Here is a 21,587-nt window from a genome sequence, read left to right on the forward strand (position 1 = left end):
GTGCGGGGATGACGGCGCGGACGAAGGTGGGGTTGGCCTTCGGGTTCTGCATCGGGGCCGGGGTGGCGGTGCAGGGCCGGATCAATGGTGCGCTGGGGGTGCGGTTGCAGGATGGGATCGCGGCCGCATGTATCAGTTTCGGGCTCGGGCTGGTGGTGTTGGTGATCGCATTCGGTCTCAGTCGGCGATTGCGTGCTGGGCTGGGGCGGGTCCGGGGGGCGCTGTCGAGCGGTGCGCTGCGGCCGTGGCAGTTGCTCGGCGGGCTGTGCGGCGCGTTCTTTGTTGCGTGCCAAGGACTTACCGTGGCCGCGATCGGTGTTACCGCCTTCACCGTCGCCGCTGTCGGCGGCCAGTTACTGAGCAGCTTGGTGGTGGACCGGCTCGGTTTGGCTCCGAACGGTCGCACTCCCGTGACTGCCGTGCGCGTATCCGGCGCCGCATTGGCCATGGTGGCGGTGCTCCTCGCCGCCGGACGCTCTGGTGCTCCGGTCGGTTCCGCCGCGGTTCCCGAATGGCTGCGCACCGGTCCCACCGCGCTGTTGGTCATCCTGCCCGCGCTCGCTGGGATCGGTCTGGCCTGGCAGCAGGCGGTCAATGGTCGTGTGGGCGCGGTCGGTGGCCCCTTTTCCGCCACACTGGTGAATTTCGGCATCGGCACCGTGGCGCTGTTCGCCATCGAAGCCTGCATCCTCGCCGGGATCGGCTGGCCCGCCGAATTCCCCAGTGAGCCATGGCTCTACCTCGGCGGCCTCATCGGTGTCGCCTTCATCGCCCTGGCCGCTCTCACCGTCCGCTGGATCGGTGTGCTCCTGCTCGGCCTTACTTCGGTCGCAGGCCAGCTCTCGGCCTCGATCACCTTGGATATCTTCACGCCGACCGGTGCCGGACTGTCTCACACCGCAGTAGTCGGCTGCGCCCTGACGTTCGTCGCGGTCGTTGTCGCGACGCGCTCGCGAATCTGACCTCACTGCAGGCGTCGGCTCCGCCAGATCCGGCAGAGCCTGCAGTGCAGCGGTCGGCTCTGCCCTCACCTTCCTCGCGACGGCGTGCGAATCCGACCTCGCCATAGCGGGCCCGGCGTTGTGGTACCGACTCAGACGAGCTTGCGGCTGCGCAGTTCGTGCCCCTTGGAGGTCTTGCATCGACCGGAATCCAGATCCCACTGCCAACCATGCAAATTGCAGGTCAGGTTGCTTCCTTCGACCACACCGAATTTCGACAGATCCGCCTTCAGATGCGGGCAGCGGCGCTGAACTTCCCAGCCCGCCAATTCCGTTGACGCGGAATCATCGTGTGCCTCGGCGAACCAACCGTCCGCGTACGCGATCCGCTCATCGGTGAGGCATTTGAAGAAGGTGTAGAGGAATTCGTTGTAGCCGCCGATGCGCCATGCTTGAAAACGGGTGGACAGGAAGATGGTATTCACCCAGTCCGGCTCGTTATCGCGCAGTACGGTGCGCACCAATTCCGGCGCGATCCGGAAACCGTAGCGGTACTTACCTTCGCCCTCGATCGGCCCGCGCACCACGCGCACTGGGAAGTCCAGCACCACGGTTTCGTCGCCGATGACCAGGCCGACCGGATAGCCGATCCCTTCGCAGATCAGATCGCTCTGCTTCATGATCGGCTCGAACAGCGCCTGCAGCGGTTCCAACAGCGGCCCGTCATCGGTTGTTGCCCAGGAGGCCTTTTCGGCCGCGAGCACCGGCGCGAGGCGCTGGGCCATCAGCTCGACGTATTCGGCCTTGTTGTCGTAGATCAGGCCCGGTTCGAACGGATGGGTCAGCGACAGTTCCACACCGCGCACATCGGCGACCGAACCCGGGATCATCAGGATCCCGCCCTCGTTGCCGTGGATCTTCATCTGCTCCAGGAACACCATCTGATCCGGGAAGATATTGCCCTCGTCGCCGCGATCGTCATTGAGGTAGCGCAGCTCGTCGTCGAGGAAAACCGGCGGACCGGCCGAGGGGACGACCCAGGTGGCGCCGACCTGTTCGATATAGCTGCGGGCGCGATCCATGCCGCGCTGACGCTTCTGCTTACCGAAGTTCGACTTGGTGCGACTCGGAATGTCGTAGACCATCGGGTACCAGATCGCGCCCGAGTACTGCAGCAGGTGGATGTCGATATGCCCGAACGCGTCGTGCAGCACATCCATATCCACCGGACGGGCGTCGTTCATGTTGAAGCAGGTGGTCTCACCGTCGGAGACGACCAGCCCGGAGTCACCGATCGGACCGTCGGCGGGCGCGCGCAACGCGATGATCATGATGTCGATCTCGCCGCCGGGCCCGCTCACCCGGTGCTTGACCGAATCCGCGGTCTCGAAGAACTTGTGGAAGCCGAGCGTCTCCAGTTCGCGTTTGAGATCCGGCACCGGATAGTCCGGCAGCAGTACGGTCGCGTCCTTGTTGACGTGCTCGGCCAGGTGCTCCGCGTCGAAGTGGTCGCGGTGCAGATGCGAGACATACAGGAAGTCGCAATTGCCCAGCTCGGCCCAGTCCAGCTGGGTGTTGTCCGGAAAGGGGAACCACGAACCGAAGTACGCGGGATTGACCCAGGGATCGCAAAGGATCGACCCGGCCGCGGTGCGGATGTGGAATCCGGCGTGTCCGACGCTGGTGATCTGCACGAGCTGCTCCTCCTGACCGTTACCAGCCACCTAGGGTAGTGGTTAGGGCGAAACGTCGCCGATGCAGTAGCCATCGGAACCCTCGGTCAGGGTGAAGGTGCGGGTCTGCGTCACACCGGAGGAGTTGGTGACGGGGACCTCGACCGCGACGTAATCCGCCCGCAGCCGTTCCGAGCGGATCTCCTGATCGGTGAATTTCGTGAGTCCGGTCAGCCTGCCCGGGTTGTTGGCCAGCGGTGCCGACGCCGGGCTGCCCGTTCCGGTGGGATCCCAATTCGCTGGGCTCGCCTTGCAGACCAGCGGGTAAGTGCCCTCCTTATCGGAAGGATCGAGCGGGGCGCCGACGAAACGGGACAGATAGCGGCGCACGGTATGCCTGGCGTCTGCCTCGTTGGGTCCCGGGTCGGCGCCGTCCTGCGCCATCCACGGGCAGACGGTCTGGGTCGAGTTCTTGATGCCCGACTCGATCGCGTTGCGGTCGAAGCTGACGGTGGTGCCCGCGTTCTGCCAGGTGACGGTGCGCTGCGTGGCGGTCGCGGGCTGTGCGAGGGCGGTCAGAATCGCCTTCTTGTCGGCGGACATATCGGTCACATTGCCCGGGGCCATCATCCAGCACTTGGACTGCAATTCGGTGGGCGTCGAGCCCGCCAATACCGCGCCGAAACGCGACGCGACGGCTGCCGCGCCGGGCAGGCCGGGGACGTCGCCGACGGGCACGGCGAGCGCATCCGCGACTATCCGCGGGGTTGTGGGCATCGCGGCCGACGGTGTCGTGGTCTGCGCCGGTGTGTGGGCCGGCTCGTCACCCGGTATGCCGGAGACGGAGTCGCAGCCGGTGAGCAGGACAGCGCTGAGCAATGCCAGGCCGGCCGTGATGGCGGCGAGCGCCCTTCGTTCCCGCGGATCCTTCCGGTCGTGTTCACGCGGTATCGGGCGGGCGCGTTCCACTTCGAGGGTCCTCTTTCGTAGGCGTTCAGCGGTGTGAGCGATGGGTCCGGCGCGCGCGGGTGCGGCGGCTCTGCCGGATGGGACAGTCTGCGACTACGCTAGCGGAATTGTGGAACCCGTCTACCGGACGATCGTCGGCCTGGCCCGTACCGTCTTCTTCGTCGAAGGTCTGAAGTTCACCGTCAAGGGCGCTGAACGCATCCCCGCGCGGGGTGGTGCCGTGATCGCGGTCAACCACACCGGCTATATGGACTTCACCTACGCGGGCCTGCCGGTGCGCACGCCGAAGCGCTACATCCGCTTCATGGCCAAGAAGGAGGTGTTCGACAACAACATCTCCGGTCCGATCATGCGGGCGCTCAAGCACATTCCGGTGGATCGCGCCGCGGGCGCCGACTCGTACAAGGCGGCGGTCGAATACCTCCGCAAGGGCGAGCTGGTCGGCGTCTACCCCGAGGCCACGATCAGTCGCAGCTTCGAGATCAAGGACTTCAAGTCCGGCGCCGCGCGCATGGCGCTCGAGGCGGAGGTGCCGATCATCCCGATCGTCATCTGGGGCGCCCAACGGGTGTGGACCAAGGGCTTCCCGAAGCGTCTGGGCCGCACCAATACACCGATCTCCATCGCGGTGGGCGAACCGATTCAGCCCTATGAGCCCGCCGCCGAGCTGACCGCTCAACTGCACAGCACCATGCAGGCGATGCTGCTGGATCTGCAGCAGGATTACGTGCACGAACCCGGTGCCTATTGGGTGCCGGCACGTTTGGGCGGCAGTGCGCCCACCCTCGAGGCAGCCGATGCGATGGATGCCGCCGAAGCCGAGGAAAAGGCGGCGCGGCGGGCGGCCGAGGATTCGTTGTAGGGGAACTATGTCGCGGGAACCGGTCTATGACATTCTCACCGGCCTGGTCCGCACTGTCTTCGCGGTGCAGGGGCTGCGCGTAGATATCGCCGGACAGGACCGGATCCCGCGGACAGGCGGTGCCGTCCTCGCCGTGAATCACACCGCCTACCTCGACTTCATGGAGGTCGGGCTGGTCGGGCGCAAGTCGCGGCGCAATGTCCGCTTCATGATGAAGGCCGAACTCGAGCACGGCATCGTGGGCTTTCTCATGAAGCACTGCAAGGCAATCGGCGTCGATCGCACCGCGGGCGCGGCGTCCTACCGTCGCGCGGTCGAGGCGCTGCGTCACGGCGAACTAGTGGTGGTCTACCCCGAAGCGACGATCAGTCGAAGCTTCGAACTAAAGGAATTCAAGTCCGGCGCCACTCGCATGGCAATCGACGCGGACGTCCCGATCATTCCCGTCGTCATCTGGGGTGCGCACCGCATCTGGACCAAGGGTTTCCCGAAGCGACTGGGCCGCCACCGTTTTCCGATCAATATCCGCATCGGTGATCCGATTCCGCCCGCCGAACCGGGCGACGATCTGACCGCCGAACTCCGCGCTCGAATGAGCGAACTGCTCGAGGAAGCTCGGGCGAACTACCCGATGCCTGCGGGCGAGCCGTGGGTACCCGCTCGCCTCGGCGGTACCGCACCGACCCTCGCCGAGGCCGCCGTACTCGAGCGGGAGGAGATGGCCCGCCGCCGCGCCCAACGTCGAACCGGTTGAACCCGAGCAGGTTTGCCGATATCGACTCGCGCATCGGGCCGTGCCGCTGCGTCGATGCAGTGATCGTCGACGTGGAACCGATTGCGGGTGAGCCACCTGCGGCGAACGCGGACATCAACGACGATCGAGCTGAAGCGTCGATGCCTGGCAGGGCGTGGCGGCGGGGAGGTCGCCTCGGATGAAAGATGCTGGCGGAACGCCCATCAGGGTGCGAAAGTCCGAGGTCATGTGGGATTGGTCGTAGTAGCCGGTGGCGGTGGCCAATTGGGACCATGGGGTGTTACCCGCATTGGTGAGAATCCGGCGAACGCGGCCGATACGAGCGAAATGTTTGGGGGAGACGCCGATTCCGGTGGAGAAGAGGTTCCGGAGTTGGCGTTCGCTGACCGCGAGGTCGGCGGCGAGTCCGTGCACCGTTGGGGCCGTGGCGATGGCGGCGACGGCGTCACGGAGTAGTTCGCGATGCGCCCGCTGGGTCGGATCTTCGGAAATGCGTTGCGGGAGAGTGTCTTCCAAGAACGGCAGGACATCCTGCGTCGGCAACGACGCGAGTTCGTGCGCCAGATCGGCGGCGACGCCGGGGAGGTCGGCGAGGCGAACGACGCGATCGGCGAGGTCGGCGGCTGGCACACCGAGCAGTTGACGGGTGGCGCCGGGGGCTAGGCGCAAGCGGGTGCATCCGGCGGGTTTGTCCGCGGCCGTGTACGCGGCGCGGGTCTGCGGCCCGACGACGAGTGCGTCGCGGCGGTCGTCGCGCGGGCGCAGCACGATCGTTGTCCCAGCGTGCGGTACATGCGTGAACGGCACGGACATATCCGTGCCGGTCGGGATGGCGCCGAATTCGGTGATCCACGGACGTACCGATTCGGGTGCGGGCACCGTCGACTCGATGAGATCGGCGGGCAGCATGGTCACTCGACCCACTGTAAGCAGCTCACGGCCGGATACAGCGCCCGAAGCCGTGCCGAAATTTCCTATAGATCCGGGTGGTCCGGCGGCAGGCTTTCCGCATGATCGTTATCACCGGTGCCACGGGCACCATCGGCAGTGAAATCGTCCGTCAACTGGCCGCCCGCGGTGAGCAGGTCCGCGCGGTGACCCGGAATCCGGACCGGGCGCAGATGCCCGCCGGAGTGGAGGTGGTCCGGGGCGACTACCACGACCTCGAGTCGATGGCCGCAGCGATGTCCGGCGCGGCGGCGGCCTTCCTCGTTGGTGTCCTCGGCCCTGAATACGCCGAGACCGACAGTGCGCTCGTCGGCGTGGCCCGCGAGGTCGGCGTCCGCCGTATCGTCAAGCTTTCCGCCATCGGCACCGGCGAACCCGGACTCGGCCGAGTCGGCACGTGGCACATGCCCGGCGAGGAGGCGGTCAGAGCGAGCGGTCTCGAGTGGACCGTTCTGCGGCCGTCCAGCTTCGCCTCCAACACGCTGAGCTGGGCCGATGCCATCCGGTCCGGTCAGCCCGTGCCGAATCTGACCGGTACCGGTAGCCAGGGCGTCATCGACCAACGCGATGTCGCCGCGGTCGCCGTCGAGGCCACGACGACTGCCGGCCATGCGGGCCGCGTCTACACCCTCACCGGCCCCGAACTGCTCACCACCGCGGACCAGGCCGCCGCACTGGCAACCGTCCTCGGCCATCCGCTCGACGTGGTCGATGTGCCGGAAGACATTGCGCGCGAACACATGACCGCGGCAGGTATGTCCCCAGAATTCGTCGACGGCGCACTGGCCGGCCAGGCCTACGTTCGCGCTGGCGGCAACGCCGTCGTCACCGACGACGTCCGCCAAATCCTGGGCCGCCCACCCCGCACCTACGCCGAATGGGCCACCGACCACGCAGCGGCCTTCCTCTCAACGCCCGCCGACCAGCGCATTCGCTGACCAACCACGTCCGCGTCGCAGCATCCGAGCCGCCTGCCCGGAATGCCCGATTTTCATTTGGGCCCAGTGTGCGACTACAGTTTTGGACGCACAACGATGCGGTCCACCTCCCGGATCGCACATCAAAGCGCATGCGGATGTAGCGCAGCTGGTAGCGCATCACCTTGCCAAGGTGAGGGTCGCGGGTTCGAATCCCGTCATCCGCTCCACGAAAACACCAGGTCAGTAGCGTGAGCTACCTGGTGAAGGTGTGCATGTCACCACTTGCGGTCACAACGGCTTCTCAGGGCACCCACCGGCTCTGGAGGCTTCATGCTCACACCCCGCCCGCGACCCCGCCGTAACGGGTCGATCGCCTGGCAGGTTCCGTTCCATTACTACGACGAATTCGGGCGTCGGCGGTCGACGTCGGAGACTTTCGACGATTTCGAGGCCGCGGCGCGCTGGTGTGAGCTGGCCGAGGTGGTCGGGGTCGCCGAGGCACGCAGGATCCGGGAGGTCCAACTCGGCGCCGGAGTACGGTATACGACGCTGGTCGAGTGGTTGCGCAAGTACACCGCGCGCCTGACCGGTATCGAGGAGCGCACGCGGCGCGACTACCTCCGCTACATCGACGTCGATATCGAACCGTTCATGGGCTCGTCGCTGCCGATCACGGCGTTCAATCAGGATCTGGACGCGGCGTGGATCGTGCACCTGGAGCAGGACAAGGGCAACGGCGCGAAAACCATTCACAACAAACACGGATTCCTCTCCGCTGGTCTGAACGCCGCTGTGGCCGAACGTCCGTCGCCGTTGATCCCCTACAACCCGTGCCTGGGTATCCGGCTGCCGCGCCACGATGCGCCGGAGCTGGACATCTTCGACAACGACGAGTGGGAGTTGTTCGAGCAGTTGATGCCGCCGCGGTGGCGCCCGCACGCCGAGTTCAACCTGGTCTCGATGGCGCGGCCCAGCGAGGTCACCGCCATCCAGATCCGCGACATCGACAAGCGGAGCGGCGATGTGCGCATCAACAAGGCGTGGAAGTATCTCGGCGGTGAGATGAAGCTGGGAAAGCCGAAGTCCTCGCGCGGTATTCGCACCGTCACGGTTCCGCTGGAAACCCTCGAGCGCTTCGACCTCGACCGCCCGGGGGACGAGTTGCTGGTCCACACCAGCAACGACACCCCGATCAGCGCGGGCTACTTCTACGCCAAAGCCTGGGTGCCCACCTTGCGCCGCCTGCGTGCCCTCGCCGACGGCAACCTCGACCCGTTCGGCCCCAACGCGCAATGGAAGGGCGCGGAGCCGGAGTATCTGCTCGAGCGTTTCGCCGATGCGATCGCCTCGATGCGCGGCAAGCGCCTGCAGCGCCGCTCGATAGCGGCTCGAAAAGCACTGCTGCGCAGGGAATAAGCGCGCCTGGCATCTTCGGATCTCGCCCTGTTGTCGGTGTGGTGGCTTACCTTCGATCCAGGGTTCCTCGGTCACCGGATGGGGGTCGGATCGGCTATGACCAAGCGTGAGACACGACGGGCACGGGCACGGGCACGGCGACAGAACATGGAAGCGAGGCAGCAGCGAGCCCTGGTGCCCCGATCTCCGCAAGCCCCTATCCCCCAGTCCCCGCGAAACCTTGACGGCAACGTCCAGATACGTCCATGTCGTGCGGCGGACCTTCCCGCCGCCGGCGCACTGCTGACCCAACTGGACGACGTGGTGCTGGAGGAATGGGTCAGTGCCGCAGTCCGAGCGGACAGCTTCGGCCAGGGGCTGCCCCTGGTTTACGGCGACAATCGGTCAGGGCTGTTCGCACTGATCCAGCTCGCCTGGAACCGAGCGATGGACGCCGACACATTCCTGAAGATGTGTGTGCCCTCCGGGATGCTGCTCGTCGCCGACCACCCCGACCAGGGCGTCGTTGGCGCCATGCTGGCTTATCCGCCCGCGTCTGTGATCATGCAGGCCACCCAGACCGCCGCCATGGTCGGCTACTCCGCCGACGAAGTGATGCACGCGATGCGGACAGGTTTGACCGAGACAGTCCGTATCAAAGCTCTCGTCGTGCAAAAAGATCAGCGTGGCAAGGGGGTTGGCGCGGCGCTGCTGGACCACTGCGTGCAGACGTACGACGCGGCAGGGTTCCGGCTCATCTACGGCCAGCTCGTCACCCGCAGAGCGGTTGGCTCCGTACTACTCCAGTCACGGTTTCACGGTGCTCGAGCCCGACGAGGGTGTGCGGCTCGACCGCGTATTCGGGGTCAACTTCGGCTTCGGCCCCGGACTGGGTGAGCAACTGTTCGCGCGCTGGCATGGCAATGCCCCCACCGGCTGGCGGGTATCGACATCCCGTTCCCGTTGACCGCCGTGCTGTTTCCTTCGTCGACGGCCGCTGCTGCGGACGGCCATGCCGGAACACTTTCCGTTCCGTCCGGATACCTTCCTGTTCCAGATGGATCGGCGCGCTGTATCAACGGTGCTGCAGGATGCACTAGCGTCCTTGAAGTGGACCCGGCAGCCATCCGGACGGTTGGTGAGCCGGGTTTCGCGTATCGAAGACAGCTTGCGGACCTGCGTGATGAGCGGGTCCACGCGCCGGCGCCGGTCACCGCCCTTGGCGACGCACCAGGCCACCGCATCCGACACCCACAGCAGCGGCTCCTGATTCGGGCGCATGTGCTCATAGGCCAGTGTGTCGGCGACGTCGAACTTCCGTACGGCGGCATAGAGGGTCCGGCGGTCGCTGTGGACCAGTGAATCGTCTTGTTCGATCGTCAACCGTCGGCCGCCGACGGCGGCCAGGTCCTCGACAATCGTGGTGAGACAGCCGGTTCGGGCCTCGGACGCGTCCCGGATGCCGGTGGCGTCGTACACGGCCACCTGCACCTCGAGGGTGCACAGCGTCGAACAGATCGCGCGACGGCGCGAGTCGTCGTCCTTCTTGAAGTGGATTCTGTTCTGCCCCTTGGCGCGCTGGGCCTGGAGCACCTTGCGCGACTGCTGGATGTGGCGGACCTCGGCGAGGGTGGACACGATCAACAACCCGTTCTGCTTGGTCTCGTCCACGAACGCGTGCATCTGCGGCGACCCTCGGCCTTTCCTCTGCGTCGGGCCGGCGCGCTACTTTGCACTTCCTGACAGCTTCAGGGTTCCGTACAGGGAGGCGACGGACGGGGACTCGCCCGCGTTCTTCCCGGTCTTGATGGTGAGTTTCTTCGCGATGGCCGGGACGGGACACCTGTGCGACACGCCTGTGCCGCCGCGGTTCTTAGACAACTGCCCAGCCAACGATCAACTACTATCGTCGCTCACAAGCCTGAAACCCTCGGTTGCAACATATCCCGAGTATCAGCCTCCGGAAGTGCCCATGGCTCAACGAAAACCGCCCGCCACCGTGCGTGGCTCAGCCCTGATCATGTTCGTCGTGGCAGTCGCCTGCGCGGTGGCCGCGCTCTTTCTGTTTTTCGGTGACGCAAAGGAGATGGACCTGGCGAGTGGAATGGCCAAGCTTCTCGGCGTCGTCGCCGTCTGCCTGGCGGCCGTACTCGCCGCAGTCGCGATCACGCTCTGGCTCGGGAATCCGCGCGGGCGCGACGCGACTGTCGGCCTGGCCGCCCTCCTGGGTGCCAATGGCGTTGTGATGCTGTTCGATTCGGAGTCGGATTCCCTCGGTTTCGGGATCGCGGTCCTGGGGATCGTCACCCTCATGGCCGGCCTGCTCTTCGCGTCCTCTGCGCGCGCGTATTACGGCCGGTGGGAGTAAGTAGGCGGGTTAGCGATCCCAAAATTGTTTTTTAGCAGCAACAATCGGGCACATCGTCTTGATTCATGGCTGGTCGACGACAGGCGCGTGATTCGGTCGCCCCGAGCGACATCGAGGTGATCGACGCCTTTCTGGATGTCGCCCCTGATGTGCGCCGGTGCAGCATTGCCCAACGGCTCAATCTTGCGACCTTGGGCACTCGGATGAACTTGGCCTTTGGACCGAGTGGCCTCGCGCGCATGTCCTGGGAGCGGCCGTATCGCGCCGAGATCATCGTCAACAAGCGATTTCGATTTCCGAACGGCGTATCTCGAGGACGTTGATTTCAACGCTGTGAGGTTCTCGGGTGCGGCCCGGTTCGAGGGCGCGACCTTCGCCAGCACCACCGAGTTCACGGCCGCGACCTTCGCCGATACCACCGAGTTCACGGCCGCGACCTTCGCCGATACCGCCGAGTTCGCGGGCGTGACGTTCGCCGATACCGCCGAGTTCGCGGGTGACCTTCGCCGACACCGCCTGGTTCCGGGTCACGACCTTCGTCGGCACCGCCTGGTTCATGGACGCGACCTTTTCCGCACCGCTGAGTTCGCAAACGCGACCTTCTCTGGTGCCGCCGAATTCGAGCGCGTGACCTTCTCCGGCGCCGCCCGGTTTGTGGAGGTGGATTTCGGCGCTGAGACCATCTCGTTTGTCGGCCCGAGGCAGTGGGGACCGCCAGCGCCGGTGTTCGATTCGAACGTGGACGTGAGTCAGAAGCCTGCCAATGTTGAACCGCAGGACTGGCCACCTGTTGTGGCGGCACCGCCGTAGGGCTGACTGGGTTGTTGAGAATCGTTCGTTTCTTCGACATCGTCGACTTGCGCGAACCACTGAGTGCCGGTTGATCTCTCGGTGAGAATCGAGCGATGACGGGGAGGATGCGCGGTATTGGTGCGTGGAGAGCCCTACTCGCCTCACCGCACTCGGCACCTCCGGCCTCCGAGCGGTTGGGCACTGCGAGCACTCGCAGGGGGCGTTACGAATGCTGGTCCATTTGGAGGAGTTGACCAAAATTAGGGATCTACCTGCATGTTTTTCGCCTGTCAGCTGTAGGTTGGGGTGGGGTTGACGTGGCGCAGGAGAGGTTGGTTCCCGGAACCTCACCGGGTTGGCAGTCAGGTCAGCCGAGGTCTAGCGCACCTGCCCAGCGAGGCTTACGTTGCTTCGCAACGTTCATCCGGAAAGTCAATTTGTTCTGTTCGGGTAGGGGTTTCGGTGCTCGGGGCTGTTTTTTCGTGAGTGGCTTCGGCTTTCGGGTTCTGGCGACGTAGAAGCCAGCGCGCGGGAGTGCCTGTCCGTGTCGAGCTCGAGTGGAGTGGTCGGCGGCGCGCCTGCTCTCGAAGCGGCCGTTGGGGAAGCTCTTCGGTTGGGGCGCAATCGGGACGAAGCCGATTGGCGGTTGCCAGCGGGGATGGCAAGCGTTCGTCGACCGGGCGGCGGGCAGCGAGCGATAGGTATGCTGCGAAGGCTTGCTTTGGCGGTGCCAATAGATCGTGAGCGGGGGTGGCTAGGCGATTGGCTGACATCGAGGGCGTTGGCGCGTTGCGGGCGGAGATCGCAGCCTTTTATGCAGGTTTCGGGCAGCCGGAGGTGCTGGCGGAGGCATTTCGGGGCGCTGCTTTGATGGTGCCGTTGGTCGATGACGATCGCTTGTGCACGTCCCGGCTCGGGGGTGTCGATTGGATCTGCGCGTTCACCAGTGTCGAGGAGTACGCGCGGTATATGGCTGCGCGGGGTGTCGCTGGTGATCAGGAGTATCGGTATCAGTCGCTGTTGGGGTGGCGGCTGGCTGAGTACGCGGCTGGGCGGTCGGTGCCGACGGGTGTGGCTGTCGATATCACCGGTTTGGCGCCGATCGCGTTTCCGCCGCAGGTGTCGGATGATTCGGCCGGGGAGGGGAGGTAGCGGTGGGGGATCAGTTGAACGTTGACCCTGCGGTGCTGCAGCAGGCCGCGGATGGGATCACCGCGGTCATCGGCGAACTCTCCGAGCTAGGTGTGGGGGAGACCGGGGCGATGGGGCGCGGGTTCTCGCTGTTGAGCTTGTCGCCGATGGAGGCGGGTAAGGCGTCGGTGCAGAAGGCTTTCGAGACCTTCACCGAGCGCTGGTCGTGGGGTGTCAGGTCCCTGGTGCAGGCGGGCAACGAGATCGCGAAGACGTTGGGCTTGGCGGCAGGGCGCTATCACATCATGGATGAGAAGTTCTCGGACACGTTCAAGGAGATGTTCACGCAGCTGACGGGAAACCCGCATCTATCGAAGGAAGAGATCGATGCGCGGTCCTGGGGAGACACGTTGGCCGACAATCAGTTCAACCAGATCCGCCACACCGATTACAGCGCCGAGTCGTTCGAGAATGCCTTAACACATATCGGCACGAATGTGAAGGTGATTGAGGCGGTGGGCCCGGACGCGCTCGCGGGCGCGGTGCCCGGGGTGCACTGGAACACCGGTGCCGCCGAGCGGGCGGCGGAGATCATGAATGGCCAAGGTGGGGGTGATAAGTGAGTGGTCTCGGTGATTTCGTCAACAAGGTCGGCGACGCGGTCGAGCATGGCGTCGAGTCGGTCACGCAGAAGGCGGGTGAGCTCGCCGATGCTGGTTTGGATGCGGCGGCGGGGCTGGCGCGTCGGGTCGGTGCTGACGGGGTCGCGGAGGACCTCGACGATCTCGGGGACAAGATCGCCGATCTCGCCGGTGGTGAAATCAAAGAACGCGAACTCGGACAGAGCAGCGACCCGAAAGAGCTGATCCGGGGTGAGCCCTCGGCGATCCACGATGCGGTCGAGGCGCTGCAGAAGATGGGCGATTCGATCGGTAAGACCGGTGACGCGTTGCGCACGGTCAACACTGCGGACTGGACCGGTTCGGCGGCGGAGGAGTTTCACACCGAGTTCGCGAAACAGCCGAAGCTGTGGTGGGAGGGCGCCGATGCGATGCACAAAGCATCGGGTGTGCTCGACGGCTGGTACCACGAGGTCACCGCCGCACAATCCAAAGCTGCTGACGCGATCGCGAAATGGGAAGCGGCCGACACCGAGGAAACCACGAGGAAGAATCAGTGGAATGCCCTGTCGGAGGAGCAGAAACGCAAGACACCGCTGACCGACACGTGGACCTCGATCCGCAACGAAGCCCGCGAGATCCTGCGCGGCGCACGCTCACAGCGTGACAACGCGGCGGCCTCGGCTGCGGCGGCGTTGGCGGTGGCGACCGAGGCCGCCCCGACCGAGCCGCCGTTCACCGAACGCTGGACCGACAATCTCTCGGACCTGTCGGGGGCGGTCGATCAGGCGAAGCTGAACTTCACGTCCGGGTTGCTGACCAGTTTCACCGGGATCGTGCAGTTCGTGCGTCAGGTCAGCCCGTTGGACGCTTACAACCTGACTCATCCGGCCGAATACTTCTCGGGGATGTCGGATCTGGGCACCGGGCTGGTGGTCGCGGCGGCTGATCCGGGGGCGACGGTGTCCTCGATCCTGTCCGGTGCGCGCAAGAACCCGTCGGAGTTCCTCGGCTCTTTGACCGGTGATCTGATCACGACCATCGGCACCGGCGGCGCGGGCGCAGCCAAGCCCGCGCTGTCGGCTGTCGAGAAGATCGGTGACGTCTCCAAGGTCAGCAAAGCGACCCACACCGTGGCCAGCGCGGCAGAACACGCCCCGCACACCACCCCGCACGCCCCGAGCTCCACTCCCACACCCCACACTCCCTCGTCGACCCCGCACGAATCCGGCGCACCAACAGGCACGCACCCGACAACGGAAGCGCCGTCACCAACCACGACCGCAAGCGAGCCGGCCACGCCGACCGCTACCCACCCGAGCACCAGCGAGCCTGGCACACAGCCACACACGGCAACCGAATCGCCAACGCAACCTGGAACGACCAACCCGCAACCTGAAACCCCCACGCACACATCGGACTCCGGCACACCAGGGCCCGACAACCCCGCACCGGGACACACTCAGCCGGATGCACCGCAGCAGGCGCACCCCGAACCGACGGCACCTGACTCGCACCCCAGCGGTGAGCATCCCGGTGACGCGCCCCAAACTCCCCACCAGCAGCCCTCCGACACTCCGGCGGTTCGACCGGATGCGGAGGTTTCCCCGGGACCGAACCCGAGCCACGAGACACCCAGCCAGCACCCTAATCCCGACTCGAGCCCGCTTGCTCACACCGATTCACCTGACACCCCAACAGATCACGGTGACGGCAGTCCCCGTCAAACCCACGACGGGACAGAACCTACCCACCCGGACGGGGACGGCAGGAACCCCAATGGACACGACAATCCCTCCCCGGAAAACCCACCGGCCCAGCATGATTCGCCGCAGGAGCACCCGACACCGCAGGAGCACCCGACACCGCAGGAGCGAGCCGAGGCCGATCAAGGTGCTGGTGATACGGCGCGGGAGAACGGTGCGGACCACGACCGTGCTGAGGGCGACAAAACGTGTTCCGAGGATCCGGTCGATATCGCGACCGGTGAATTTCTGCTCCCCGAAACCGATGTCGACCTCCCCGGTGTCCTCGCACTGACTCTGCGGCGCACGCATCGCTCGAACTACCGGTACGGCCGCTGGTTCGGGCCGTCGTGGTCGACCACTCTAGATATGCGTCTGGTCGTCGAGCACGAAGGAGTCACCTTCCTCGGCGAGGACGGCATCATGCTGGCCTACCCACACGCCGAGGTCGGTGCCGCAGCCGAACCGGTGACCGGTGGGCAGGCGCGGACGCTGACCCGAACCGAGGTCGGCGGTTACCGCATCTGGGATCAACAGCAAGAAATACTCTGGCATTTCGCGCCCGAACCGACCCTCGATGGCATCGAGTCCCGTCTGGGCAACTACGCCATCTCCGCGATCACCGACCGCCACCGCAACCGGATCCGCTTCCGCTACGGCCCCGACGGCGCACCGGTCGAGGTGTCACACTCCGGCGGATACCGCGTACGCATCGACACCGCCGCGGGACGCGTCACCAGATTGTCCGTGCTCGGCACCGGTCCCAACGGTGCCGAAACGCAATCCCAATTAAGGGAATTCGGATACGAGGCAGGCCAGCTGTCGGCGCTTGTGAACGCTGTCGGCGCTACCACGAGCTACACCTACGATGACGAACATCGGCTGACGTCGTGGACCGATTCCAACGGCAACCAGATGGTCAACACCTACGACGAATCCGGCCGCGTCGTCTTCCAGCGCGGCACCGCCGGGATGCTGGATACCGACTTCGACTACTTCGAATTCCCCAACAGCACTGGCCGTCTCACCACCGTGACCGACTCCCTCGGCGCCACCACATCCCACGGCTTCGATCGCGACTTCCGTCTGCGCGACCTGGTCGATCCCGCCGGTGGTCGTACGCATTTCGATTACAACGCTGACCGCAAACCATTGAAGGTCGTCGCACCCGATGGCGCGGTGACCCGATATCGGTACACCGGCGAGGGCGATATCGCCGAAATCATCCGCCCCGACGGCCACACGGTACAGATCGACTACATGTGGCGTAACCGGCCTACCCGAGTCACTGACGCCGACGGCACTGTGCAAGAACAGGAATGGAACAAGAACGGGGACCTTGCCGCTTCTGTTGACCCGGCGGGAGCTCGAACCGAGTACGTCTACCACTCCAACGGTGCCATCGCTGAGCTCATCAATGCCGACAACACCTCGACGCGTATCGAAGTCGATGCAGCCGGATTGCCTGTCCAGGTTGTCGACCAGACCGGCGCGACCACGCGCATCGAGCGCGACTGCTGTGGTCGTCCCGTCCGAGTTACAGATCCTATGGACGCCCGGACCCACTATGAGTGGGCATCGAACGGAAAACTGCTGCGCCGCATCGACCCCGACGGCTACGCCGAGTCGTGGATCTACGACGGCGAAGGCAACCCTCTCACGCATACCGACCGCGCAGGCAATCTCACCCGCTTCGTCTATGGGGCCTTCGATCTGCTGCATTCCCGCACCGATCCCGATGGCTCGATCACCCAGTACACCTGGGACAGCCAACGTCGTCTCACCAAAGTGACCAACCCTCTCGGCCAAGTTTGGACATACGTCTACGACCTTGCCGGGCGCCTGATCACCCAAACCGACTACACCGGCGCCGCCACCCGATACACCCACGACGCCGCCGGACGAGTCACCACCATCACACCGGCCACCGGCATCACCCGCCACCACACCCACGACCTCCTCGGCCGCCTCACCGCGGTCATCACCGACACTGGCGACTGGATCCGATACACCCACGACCTCGCCGGACGAGTCCTGACCGCGATCGCGGGAACAACCGAAGACCCCACCCACACCCTCGAATTCACCTACACCACCACCGGCCAACTCGCCTCACAACAACTCGACGATCAACCGGCGATGCGCCACGACCACGACCAATACAGTCGCCGCATCCGCCGCACCACCCCCACCGGCGCAACCACCGGCTGGGACTACGACGGCACCGGAAAAGTCCGCGGCCTTAGCGCCGACGGGCACAAACTTGCCTTCCACTACGACTCGATCGGGCGTCTCCAGAGTTGGCGTGTCGGCGAAATCGCTATCGACCGGACGCTGTCCGATATCGGCCGCGTCACCGGCCAGCAGGTGATCGCCCACCCCGCCACATCACTGAACCTCGACATCGGACCACGGTCCAGCCCGCAGACACTCCGTCACGACGAATACACCTACCGCCCCGACGGCTACCTCATCAACCACACCCTCACGCGCCCCGACACCAATTCTGTGGTGAGCGATTACATCCTCGACCCCGTCGGGCGCGCCACCTCGATCACCCGCAACAGCACAATCGCCGAGCAGTACACCTACGACTCACTCAGCAACATCACCAGCGCGCTGCAATCAGGACCGCCTGACAACACCAGCACGACGGCGACAGTCGCCGACCCGCACGATTCCTATACGCCTCAGCCCGAATCCGAGGCCGACGGCCGCCGCGAATACCACAACAACTTACTCATTCGCGACGGCCGCACCCGCTACCACTACGACGGAGCCGGCCGTCTCATCCGCAAGACCACCACCCGGTTGTCCCGCAAAGCCGACATATGGCACTACCGGTACAACTCTTTCGACCAACTCACCGATGTCTGGACCCCAGCCCATCAGTGGTGGCACTACACCTACGACGCACTCGGTCGCCGAACCACCAAACAACACCTCACCAACGACGGGACCGTCCTCGAACGCACCGACTACACCTGGGACGGCACGCATCTCATCGAACAGCGCGCCGACGGAGTCTCGACCCGATGGCAATACCATCTGAATTCCCATACCCCCGTCACCCAAGCCACTGACCAAGACGCCTTCGACCGCGAGTTCTATGCCATAGTCACCGACCTTGTCGGTACGCCCACCGAAATCTTCAATCCCGATAGCGCCACAACGGTAGCTACCTCGACCGTCGATCTCTGGGGGCGCACGGCATGGTCTGGCCAGGTCGCCACGCCGCTGCGGTTCCCTGGCCAGCTCTACGATCCCGAAACTGGCCTCCACTACAATCTCCACCGCACATATGACCCCGGAACGGGAAGATTCCTCACCGACGACCCACTTGGTCTTTCACCGGCGCCGAATCCCAACACATATCCCCACAACCCGACGGTGTGGGCGGACCCTCTGGGCTTGGTGCCGGACGGATGCAACCACAAATATTATCGATCTATGAGTGAGTCGGACTTTGAAACATTGCAGAATACCGGACGATTGCCCCCGACGAGTGAAACATTCATCTCGCCGACTCAAGGGTTTTCTGATTCCTATGCTGGACGTCTCGTAGAATTCGAGCTTCGTCCGGGAACAATCGACGAACTAGAGGAAATCGGTGTCAGAAATAGCGCGAAGGCCGTCCGGGATGTGTATCCGGATATGCCGGTGGTATCAAAGGGATGGGCGGACTTTGCGGCGCACTTCAAGGGTGAAGGTCCGGGGCACGTCAATATCGGGTTGGGTCGGGGTCCCGCATTGCAGATATTCAACGACGCGATAGTCAAGTGGAGGGAGATAGTACGATGACTCCAGAGGATGAGAAGGTCATACTAGGGTTGGTATACAGCCCGGCAAATCCGACTCGGGTCGGCTCGCCCGAAGAAGTGCTGCGGCACTTCGGGGCAAGCGATGGTCGGCAACTCGGATTGAAACTGCTGAAAGAAGCGATCGAAAGTCGTTATGCCGACGGCGTCGAACTCGCCCTGATTGTGAGCAACGAGTTCGGGACCACGATGGACTACCTCGACATGCTTCTACAGTTGAGTGCCGCAGACTGGCATTACATGCACGAAGACGTCGTATCACTGCTCGGGCAGCTGCGGACACCAACCGCGGTCGACGCGTTGTATCAAGCTGCGGTCTGGATTCCAGATTATCTCGACTACGACGACAACAGGGCCCTCGCAACCAAAGCGATCTGGGCGCTCGGTGACACACCCGGGCCGGAAGCAGAAGCAGCCTTAGTCCGGCTGCGCGACTCGGACAGTCAGATTGTGCGGAAGGGAGCCGAAGCGCAGCTCGAGCGCAGGCAAAAATCTCATACGTCAACGTAGGAAAGGGTTCGCATGTCCGCCGTCCAACATGAGTGAGCCGCATGTTACGAATGGCTACAAACCGTCATCGCCCAGGGACGAATAGGACCTCGGCCACTGATCAGAGTGTGACTACTCCGGTGCCCATTCCTAGTTGCTCGCGCAGATCAGGTGGGGTCGGGTACGGCTTTTCCGCGGGCAGGCGATCGGGAACGTGGCTCCCGGCGGCTACCTCACGTCCGATCTCATGGGCGAGTCCAGTGACGTCTTCGATCCCGACGATCCACTCGTCGCAGTAGCGATTCGCCGCTTCACCGGAAAGCCCCACCTGCAGTGATCGGAATGGTAAGGGACGAAATGCCGTGTCACGCTCGGGATCCCACTGAATCCGAACCGGAGCGGCCAAGCTAGTCTTCCACTGCGCATGGTCCTGATGCACAGCGCTATCGAAGTGCGCGAACGCCGAATGGCGAAGTGCCCATTCGAAACCCGAACGCGAGATCCGGACGGCCAGCACATGCTCCTGCCCAGGCTTACTGGCCCAGCCGGATCGGTACATCATCCACAGAAATGATGGCTTGATCCAGGTCATGCGCTCCCGCTTGAACGCGGCTGGGAACCGCCCAGAAGCCGCGGCAGGAACGGCAATCTGCGGGCTGTACGCCTGGTACATCGTAATCGTATCGGCATCGTATACACCACGGATCTCACGAAAGGGCCTGTCCACGGAAACCATGGTTGCATGTCAATCGGCCAAAAGGTCTCCGGCAGCCAGCGCACCCTCACCGGAGCGCTGCGGTAGAGGCGGATCCGTTCGGCGAGCTTGTCGGTGTCTATGACGGTCCGGTCGGCTCTGGGGCCTCGACGAGTCGGTTGATGTCGGCCAGGGCGTCGGCGGCCTGGGTGGCCCAGCACCACCGGCCTTAGAGGGCGGTATCGGCGACACCGGCCAACTCGCGGTCGAACACCTGGCGGCGCTCCACCCCGACCTCGGTTCCGCAGATCAGACCCGCGCCGCAGCCGCAGCACGCTTTGGGGTCGCGGTGAACATTGGTTACGGCACATGGCCAGTTGGCCATGATCGGATTCCACCAGCGGGTGAGAAGTTTCGCCAGTTGGGTTCTAGGCCAGGAGGATTCGGGTTGTAGGGCGCATGCAGTGGCGATCTACCGGTCGAATGCTGTGGTACGCGTGTCTCCCGGTCAGGTGGTCACCAAGCGGCATGTGCCCGCGGGTCTATCGCAACATGGACCTTGGGGTGACGATTCCCAGTCGCTACGTGCCTGCGCCCGCCCTATGAGCGGTTGAACGGCTCATGAATCATGTTACAGTGCAGTCTGTTTCGCCGCACGGGGAGAATATGGCCGACATCACCAGCATTCCTGTCGAGGTCGCGCACGCTGTCGAGGCAGCTGACCTAGGGCCGCTGATCGCCGCATTCCCGGAATCTTCCGACGCGACCGGCTCCGGGGTGACCGCAGCTCTGATGCGGGCGTCGCACAAAGCGAGCAACGATGACCGCAACGGGGTGTTCGTCTACCAGAACGGCGTGGTCTGGCAGCGTCGCCGCAAGAATAAGCACAGCGTCGACGGCTGGGAAACCGAACGGCTGGATCAGTTTTGCTGGGCCGACATCGCGGAGTTCACCCAATCATCACACCGTATGGCGGGCGAGTACTGCGTGCCCGCACCCCTGCCGGGATCACCCAAGAGGTCAACGCACTGCTGTGCACCTACCAGACATTGCGCATCGCGATCGCCGACGCCACCGCGACCGACCCCGCCGCCACACCCCTGCACAGCAGCTTCACCATCGCCCTCAACACCGCACGCGACCAGGTCGTCCACGCCGCCGCAGTGATCACCAGCGGCGCGATCGACCTGGTCGGCGACATCGGACGCGCAGTCCTGCACGATCTACTACCCACCCGCCGACCCCGGCAAAGCCCCCGCGTGGTCAAACGCGCCATCTCCAAACACCGCGCCAAAGGCACCATCGACCGCACCAACTACTCCAGCATCGACATCACCATCAACCTGCGAAAACCACCCACTTGACATCAAACCCACCCGCCAAACTGCGCGGCATTGGCGTTAGGCCAACCAAAAGCCCAGCTCAGGCTGGGCTTTTTCGGTGCCACTTCGCGACGGCCGATATTCCA

Annotated in this window: 20 protein-coding genes and 1 tRNA gene; 14 read left to right on the top strand and 7 right to left on the bottom strand. The window is 64.5% G+C overall.

Annotation, left to right across the window (positions count from 1 at the left end):
• Nucleotides 1-8: 8 nt before the first annotated feature.
• On the top strand, nucleotides 9-962 hold the full coding sequence (locus tag ACQP1G_RS00630) for a DMT family transporter (RefSeq protein ID WP_433197302.1): 954 nt from the start codon (nucleotides 9-11) through the stop codon (nucleotides 960-962).
• Between the two features lie 131 nt (nucleotides 963-1,093).
• Here ACQP1G_RS00630 and ACQP1G_RS00635 read toward each other — a convergent pair whose 3' ends face one another.
• Both ACQP1G_RS00635 and ACQP1G_RS00640 read right to left on the bottom strand, forming a co-directional pair.
• Nucleotides 1,094-2,635, bottom strand: coding sequence for a Rieske 2Fe-2S domain-containing protein (locus tag ACQP1G_RS00635; protein ID WP_433197304.1), 1,542 nt, complete (start codon nucleotides 2,633-2,635; stop codon nucleotides 1,094-1,096).
• 42 nt (nucleotides 2,636-2,677) lie between these two features.
• Entirely contained in the window at nucleotides 2,678-3,583 is a 906-nt protein-coding gene (locus ACQP1G_RS00640) for a hypothetical protein (protein ID WP_433197306.1), read from the bottom strand.
• Nucleotides 3,584-3,692: 109 nt separating this feature from the next.
• Here ACQP1G_RS00640 and ACQP1G_RS00645 point away from each other — a divergent pair, with 109 nt between their 5' ends.
• Together ACQP1G_RS00645 and ACQP1G_RS00650 are read left to right on the top strand one after the other, a co-directional pair.
• Nucleotides 3,693-4,445, top strand: a complete 753-nt coding sequence (locus tag ACQP1G_RS00645) for a lysophospholipid acyltransferase family protein (RefSeq protein WP_433197308.1) — start codon at nucleotides 3,693-3,695, stop codon at nucleotides 4,443-4,445.
• 7 nt (nucleotides 4,446-4,452) lie between these two features.
• Nucleotides 4,453-5,199, top strand: a complete 747-nt coding sequence (locus ACQP1G_RS00650; RefSeq protein ID WP_433197310.1) for a lysophospholipid acyltransferase family protein — start codon at nucleotides 4,453-4,455, stop codon at nucleotides 5,197-5,199.
• Nucleotides 5,200-5,313: 114 nt separating this feature from the next.
• Here the strand turns inward: ACQP1G_RS00650 and ACQP1G_RS00655 are convergent, their stop codons facing one another.
• Nucleotides 5,314-6,108, bottom strand: a complete 795-nt coding sequence (locus ACQP1G_RS00655) for a helix-turn-helix domain-containing protein (RefSeq protein ID WP_433209486.1) — start codon at nucleotides 6,106-6,108, stop codon at nucleotides 5,314-5,316.
• Between the two features lie 101 nt (nucleotides 6,109-6,209).
• Between ACQP1G_RS00655 and ACQP1G_RS00660 the strand changes: the two genes are divergently transcribed.
• From ACQP1G_RS00660 to ACQP1G_RS00670, 3 genes are all read left to right on the top strand, one after another.
• Complete coding sequence (locus ACQP1G_RS00660) at nucleotides 6,210-7,085, top strand: NAD(P)H-binding protein (protein WP_433197312.1); 876 nt, start codon at nucleotides 6,210-6,212, stop codon at nucleotides 7,083-7,085.
• A 133-nt stretch (nucleotides 7,086-7,218) separates the two neighbouring features.
• Nucleotides 7,219-7,294, top strand: a tRNA-Gly gene (locus tag ACQP1G_RS00665).
• Between the two features lie 103 nt (nucleotides 7,295-7,397).
• Nucleotides 7,398-8,483: a site-specific integrase gene (locus ACQP1G_RS00670; RefSeq protein WP_433197314.1), complete on the top strand. Its 1,086-nt coding sequence runs from the start codon at nucleotides 7,398-7,400 to the stop codon at nucleotides 8,481-8,483.
• Nucleotides 8,484-8,867: 384 nt separating this feature from the next.
• Here ACQP1G_RS00670 and ACQP1G_RS00675 read toward each other — a convergent pair whose 3' ends face one another.
• On the bottom strand, nucleotides 8,868-9,182 hold the full coding sequence (locus ACQP1G_RS00675; protein WP_433209566.1) for a hypothetical protein: 315 nt from the start codon (nucleotides 9,180-9,182) through the stop codon (nucleotides 8,868-8,870).
• On the opposite strand from ACQP1G_RS00675, the gene ACQP1G_RS00680 reads away from it, so the two are divergent.
• A complete protein-coding gene (locus tag ACQP1G_RS00680; RefSeq protein WP_433209489.1) occupies nucleotides 9,087-9,359 on the top strand; it encodes a GNAT family N-acetyltransferase in 273 nt (90 codons plus the stop codon). The two genes, ACQP1G_RS00675 and ACQP1G_RS00680, sit on opposite strands and share 96 nt — an antisense overlap.
• Here ACQP1G_RS00680 and ACQP1G_RS00685 read toward each other — a convergent pair.
• The gene (locus ACQP1G_RS00685) at nucleotides 9,270-10,145 is read right to left on the bottom strand and encodes a hypothetical protein (protein WP_433197316.1); all 876 of its coding nucleotides are present in this window, start codon (nucleotides 10,143-10,145) and stop codon (nucleotides 9,270-9,272) included. The genes ACQP1G_RS00680 and ACQP1G_RS00685 overlap by 90 nt on opposite strands.
• Before the next feature lie 289 nt (nucleotides 10,146-10,434).
• On the opposite strand from ACQP1G_RS00685, the gene ACQP1G_RS00690 reads away from it, so the two are divergent.
• The 6 genes from ACQP1G_RS00690 to ACQP1G_RS00715 all read left to right on the top strand — a co-directional run bounded on the left by ACQP1G_RS00690 (nucleotide 10,435) and on the right by ACQP1G_RS00715 (nucleotide 19,446).
• A complete protein-coding gene (locus ACQP1G_RS00690) occupies nucleotides 10,435-10,830 on the top strand; it encodes a hypothetical protein (RefSeq protein ID WP_433197318.1) in 396 nt (131 codons plus the stop codon).
• Between the two features lie 333 nt (nucleotides 10,831-11,163).
• Complete coding sequence (locus ACQP1G_RS00695; RefSeq protein ID WP_433197320.1) at nucleotides 11,164-11,640, top strand: pentapeptide repeat-containing protein; 477 nt, start codon at nucleotides 11,164-11,166, stop codon at nucleotides 11,638-11,640.
• Between the two features lie 744 nt (nucleotides 11,641-12,384).
• Entirely contained in the window at nucleotides 12,385-12,774 is a 390-nt protein-coding gene (locus ACQP1G_RS00700) for a hypothetical protein (protein WP_433197322.1), read from the top strand.
• Between the two features lie 2 nt (nucleotides 12,775-12,776).
• A complete protein-coding gene (locus tag ACQP1G_RS00705; protein WP_433197324.1) occupies nucleotides 12,777-13,376 on the top strand; it encodes a type VII secretion target in 600 nt (199 codons plus the stop codon).
• The gene (locus ACQP1G_RS00710; protein ID WP_433197326.1) at nucleotides 13,373-18,919 is read left to right on the top strand and encodes a putative T7SS-secreted protein; all 5,547 of its coding nucleotides are present in this window, start codon (nucleotides 13,373-13,375) and stop codon (nucleotides 18,917-18,919) included. The genes ACQP1G_RS00705 and ACQP1G_RS00710 overlap by 4 nt, the downstream gene beginning before the upstream one ends.
• Nucleotides 18,916-19,446: a HEAT repeat domain-containing protein gene (locus ACQP1G_RS00715; protein WP_433197328.1), complete on the top strand. Its 531-nt coding sequence runs from the start codon at nucleotides 18,916-18,918 to the stop codon at nucleotides 19,444-19,446. The genes ACQP1G_RS00710 and ACQP1G_RS00715 overlap by 4 nt, the downstream gene beginning before the upstream one ends.
• Nucleotides 19,447-19,546: 100 nt before the next feature.
• On the opposite strand, the gene ACQP1G_RS00720 is transcribed toward ACQP1G_RS00715, so the two are convergent.
• Nucleotides 19,547-20,161, bottom strand: a complete 615-nt coding sequence (locus ACQP1G_RS00720) for a DUF4291 domain-containing protein (RefSeq protein ID WP_433197330.1) — start codon at nucleotides 20,159-20,161, stop codon at nucleotides 19,547-19,549.
• Between the two features lie 187 nt (nucleotides 20,162-20,348).
• Nucleotides 20,349-20,504: a hypothetical protein gene (locus ACQP1G_RS00725; RefSeq protein ID WP_433197332.1), complete on the bottom strand. Its 156-nt coding sequence runs from the start codon at nucleotides 20,502-20,504 to the stop codon at nucleotides 20,349-20,351.
• Nucleotides 20,505-21,045: 541 nt separating this feature from the next.
• On the opposite strand from ACQP1G_RS00725, the gene ACQP1G_RS00730 reads away from it, so the two are divergent.
• On the top strand, nucleotides 21,046-21,483 hold the full coding sequence (locus ACQP1G_RS00730; RefSeq protein ID WP_433197334.1) for a hypothetical protein: 438 nt from the start codon (nucleotides 21,046-21,048) through the stop codon (nucleotides 21,481-21,483).
• Nucleotides 21,484-21,587 lie beyond the last annotated feature (104 nt).

The sequence above is a fragment of the Nocardia sp. CA-107356 genome (genome assembly GCF_050946365.1).
Taxonomy (GTDB): domain Bacteria; phylum Actinomycetota; class Actinomycetes; order Mycobacteriales; family Mycobacteriaceae; genus Nocardia.

Excerpts from the sequence above, each read along its gene's own strand:
- ACQP1G_RS00630 (WP_433197302.1), top strand. The coding sequence starts at position 9 with ATGACGGCGCGGACGAAGGTGGGGTTGGCCTTCGGGTTCTGCATCGGG.
- ACQP1G_RS00650 (WP_433197310.1), top strand. The coding sequence starts at position 4,453 with ATGTCGCGGGAACCGGTCTATGACATTCTCACCGGCCTGGTCCGCACT.
- ACQP1G_RS00655 (WP_433209486.1), bottom strand. The coding sequence starts at position 6,108 with ATGCTGCCCGCCGATCTCATCGAGTCGACGGTGCCCGCACCCGAATCG.
- ACQP1G_RS00660 (WP_433197312.1), top strand. The coding sequence starts at position 6,210 with ATGATCGTTATCACCGGTGCCACGGGCACCATCGGCAGTGAAATCGTC.
- ACQP1G_RS00670 (WP_433197314.1), top strand. The coding sequence starts at position 7,398 with ATGCTCACACCCCGCCCGCGACCCCGCCGTAACGGGTCGATCGCCTGG.
- ACQP1G_RS00680 (WP_433209489.1), top strand. The coding sequence starts at position 9,087 with ATGCGGACAGGTTTGACCGAGACAGTCCGTATCAAAGCTCTCGTCGTG.
- ACQP1G_RS00685 (WP_433197316.1), bottom strand. The coding sequence starts at position 10,145 with ATGCACGCGTTCGTGGACGAGACCAAGCAGAACGGGTTGTTGATCGTG.
- ACQP1G_RS00690 (WP_433197318.1), top strand. The coding sequence starts at position 10,435 with ATGGCTCAACGAAAACCGCCCGCCACCGTGCGTGGCTCAGCCCTGATC.
- ACQP1G_RS00715 (WP_433197328.1), top strand. The coding sequence starts at position 18,916 with ATGACTCCAGAGGATGAGAAGGTCATACTAGGGTTGGTATACAGCCCG.
- ACQP1G_RS00720 (WP_433197330.1), bottom strand. The coding sequence starts at position 20,161 with ATGGTTTCCGTGGACAGGCCCTTTCGTGAGATCCGTGGTGTATACGAT.
- ACQP1G_RS00725 (WP_433197332.1), bottom strand. The coding sequence starts at position 20,504 with ATGGCCAACTGGCCATGTGCCGTAACCAATGTTCACCGCGACCCCAAA.